Origin of the sequence: Chamaesiphon sp. VAR_48_metabat_403, assembly GCF_031422475.1 — a bacterium.
In the GTDB taxonomy this organism is placed as follows: domain Bacteria; phylum Cyanobacteriota; class Cyanobacteriia; order Cyanobacteriales; family Chamaesiphonaceae; genus Chamaesiphon.
On sequence record NZ_JANPLS010000388.1, the window covers coordinates 1 to 2328 of the forward strand.

At 42.4% G+C, this 2328-nt stretch carries 3 protein-coding genes and 1 pseudogene; all 4 read right to left on the minus strand.

The window, feature by feature from the left end; genetic code table 11:
• Positions 1-580, minus strand: a pseudogene (locus RMO79_RS18440) (DNA polymerase I); the annotation flags it as partial.
• Between the two features lie 721 nt (positions 581-1301).
• A complete protein-coding gene (locus tag RMO79_RS18445) occupies positions 1302-1463 on the minus strand; it encodes a hypothetical protein (protein ID WP_310484703.1) in 162 nt (53 codons plus the stop codon).
• Positions 1464-1477: 14 nt separating this feature from the next.
• Positions 1478-1753: a hypothetical protein gene (locus RMO79_RS18450; protein ID WP_310484704.1), complete on the minus strand. Its 276-nt coding sequence runs from the start codon at positions 1751-1753 to the stop codon at positions 1478-1480.
• Between the two features lie 45 nt (positions 1754-1798).
• On the minus strand, positions 1799-2233 hold the full coding sequence (locus RMO79_RS18455) for a hypothetical protein (RefSeq protein WP_310484705.1): 435 nt from the start codon (positions 2231-2233) through the stop codon (positions 1799-1801).
• Positions 2234-2328 lie beyond the last annotated feature (95 nt).

The following is a 2328-nucleotide window of genomic DNA, read 5'->3' on the forward strand; positions in this document are numbered from 1 at the left end:
ACAAAGCCTTATAATCGATAATCTGCGCCGCAGTCACGCCCATTTTATCGATGACACCTTGCTCGTTCATTTCCACTACCGAAGGGCCACTTTGAGCAAAAGCTGAAGTCATGTACAATACACTCACTCGATCGCGATCGCTAACCAGTTGAAACATATCCTTATCACCAGATAAGATCTTCACCTGATAACCCTCGCGGCTAGCTCTCCCCGCCAGCGTCCCCAACACATCATCCGCCTCAAATCCTACCGCTGTAATCGTCGGTAAATTTAATGCCGTTAATAGTTGGTATAAGTTCTGAATATCGATCGTGAAATCTTCAGGAGTTTCCACTCGATCTGCTTTATAATTATCATCAGCTTCATGTCTGAAAGTCGGCGCACGTAAGTCAAACGCGATCGCCATCGAATCCGGTTTCTGACTATTAATAATCTCGACCAAAGCCTTGACAAATCCAAAACAAATACTCGTCGGCACTCCCGCCGAAGTCGTCAAGCCGCCGCTCTTACTTTTGGCATAGGCAAAGTAAGAACGGTAAGCCAAGGAGTGTCCATCGACAAGGATTAATAAGGGTGGCATAGTTGACAATTAGCGATCGATAGTTACTATTATATATAAAAAAGTATAGTGCCAGCCATCTCCTGCACAAATTGAAAATATTTATCATTCTTTAAGTAATTTATCATATTTTACACCACGTTAACTTAACCAGTGAAAAATGAAAAGGCTTAAGCTTTTAAAACTATTTGCTTGCATCGAACAGATAATTATTACATTGCTCAGGATGTCGTTTTCACGGATTAGTAAAATCTTATATTCGGGAAGATCGAAATCGAGATGATTCAACATGGCGTGATTTCAACAGATTAAAACCTAATTGGGAAGGAAGAATATGGAAAAATAAATTAGAAGATCTAAACAAATACAAGGATATGATTATCGTGACAAATGCTCGCTATTTCTCATGGTAAAGTTCCAAGGGTGGGCATTGCCCACGAATCAAATACATACGGAGCAATTAAGTTTAACTTTTATTAATACCTTATTATCCTCGATCGCTAAAACTCAGGCTGATACCTTATTTCAGAGTCGTAAAGGCGATCGCAGCTTTAGATTTTTTCAACCTTTACCATGCCATCATCAACGAACTCTACTGTCAAACAAAATTCCTGTAGTAGCGCGGTTCCTAATAACGGTTTGATTCCAGTTGCTAATACAGGGACTAGTTGTTCGCGATTGTCCCACCTAATCCTAGCCGCATGAATCGGGATAGATTGCTGACTGCCATCAGCCAGCCTTGCTAAAGTTGTATTGTAGTGTACAGAGGTAAATTCATCACAGCAACTACCTGAGTAGGTAAAGTTAGATAGTCATTAAAGCCCGTATCAACCACACAATCGATTGCTAGATCTGTATCATCAGCAATGCAGAAGTTTACAGGTAAAACCACACGTCCATCCACGATTTTACCTAGTATCATTTGACTGTCCGCTCGCTCAAACCACCAAAGCTCACGCCAAAATCATAACCAATTCTCACCGTAAATAACCTTGCCATCGGTCGGTTTTGCTTGAGTTCGATCGCGCCTTCGATACTATTCGATCCAATTTTGTATTCACCAGTTTCCACATCAAGCGTTAACATTTGACCGATGTTTTCTGGAGTTTCAACTAAGGGTCTAATTTTCTGCTCGTAAAGTTTCGACCCGGCTGCAACAACTTCTTCAGTAGTCCAAAAAATTGTTTCTAACATCTTGTGCCCTCATCTTCATTCGATCGTACGAAATTAAGAAAATAATTACTGTCTAATTTTAGTCGTAAAGCCAGAAGCCTTAAACTTCTTTAATTGCAGCGGTAGAGTCGCACTCGATGGTACTGTAACTCGCATTTCAAAATCATTAATTCCTGGTGGTACCTGCTCGATTAAACCTACTCGTCCCCGATTTGGCAAGACATTATTATTATCTGCGTCATAAATCCGTCCGAAGACATCCGCATCGTAGACAGTCTTACCCGATTTATTTTCGGCTTTGCCTGTAATCAAGAAGCACAGCGCATCTTGAGTCACGCCACCGCTACTCACCGCGCCTTTAGACATTTCTGCCGAACAATCCTTATAACCAATATTTGACAATGGGATGGGCGTAACTGCGAATGCTGCGGGGGCAACCAGCCACGTAGACATCGATAAGACGATCGCAACGGCAAATCTGACAAAAGTACGAATTAGCATGGCAAGGAGAGACTGGGGGACTGGGGGACTGGGGGACTGGGGGACTGGGGGACTGGGGGACTGGGAGACTGGGGGGACAATGTAAGAAAGCTAGT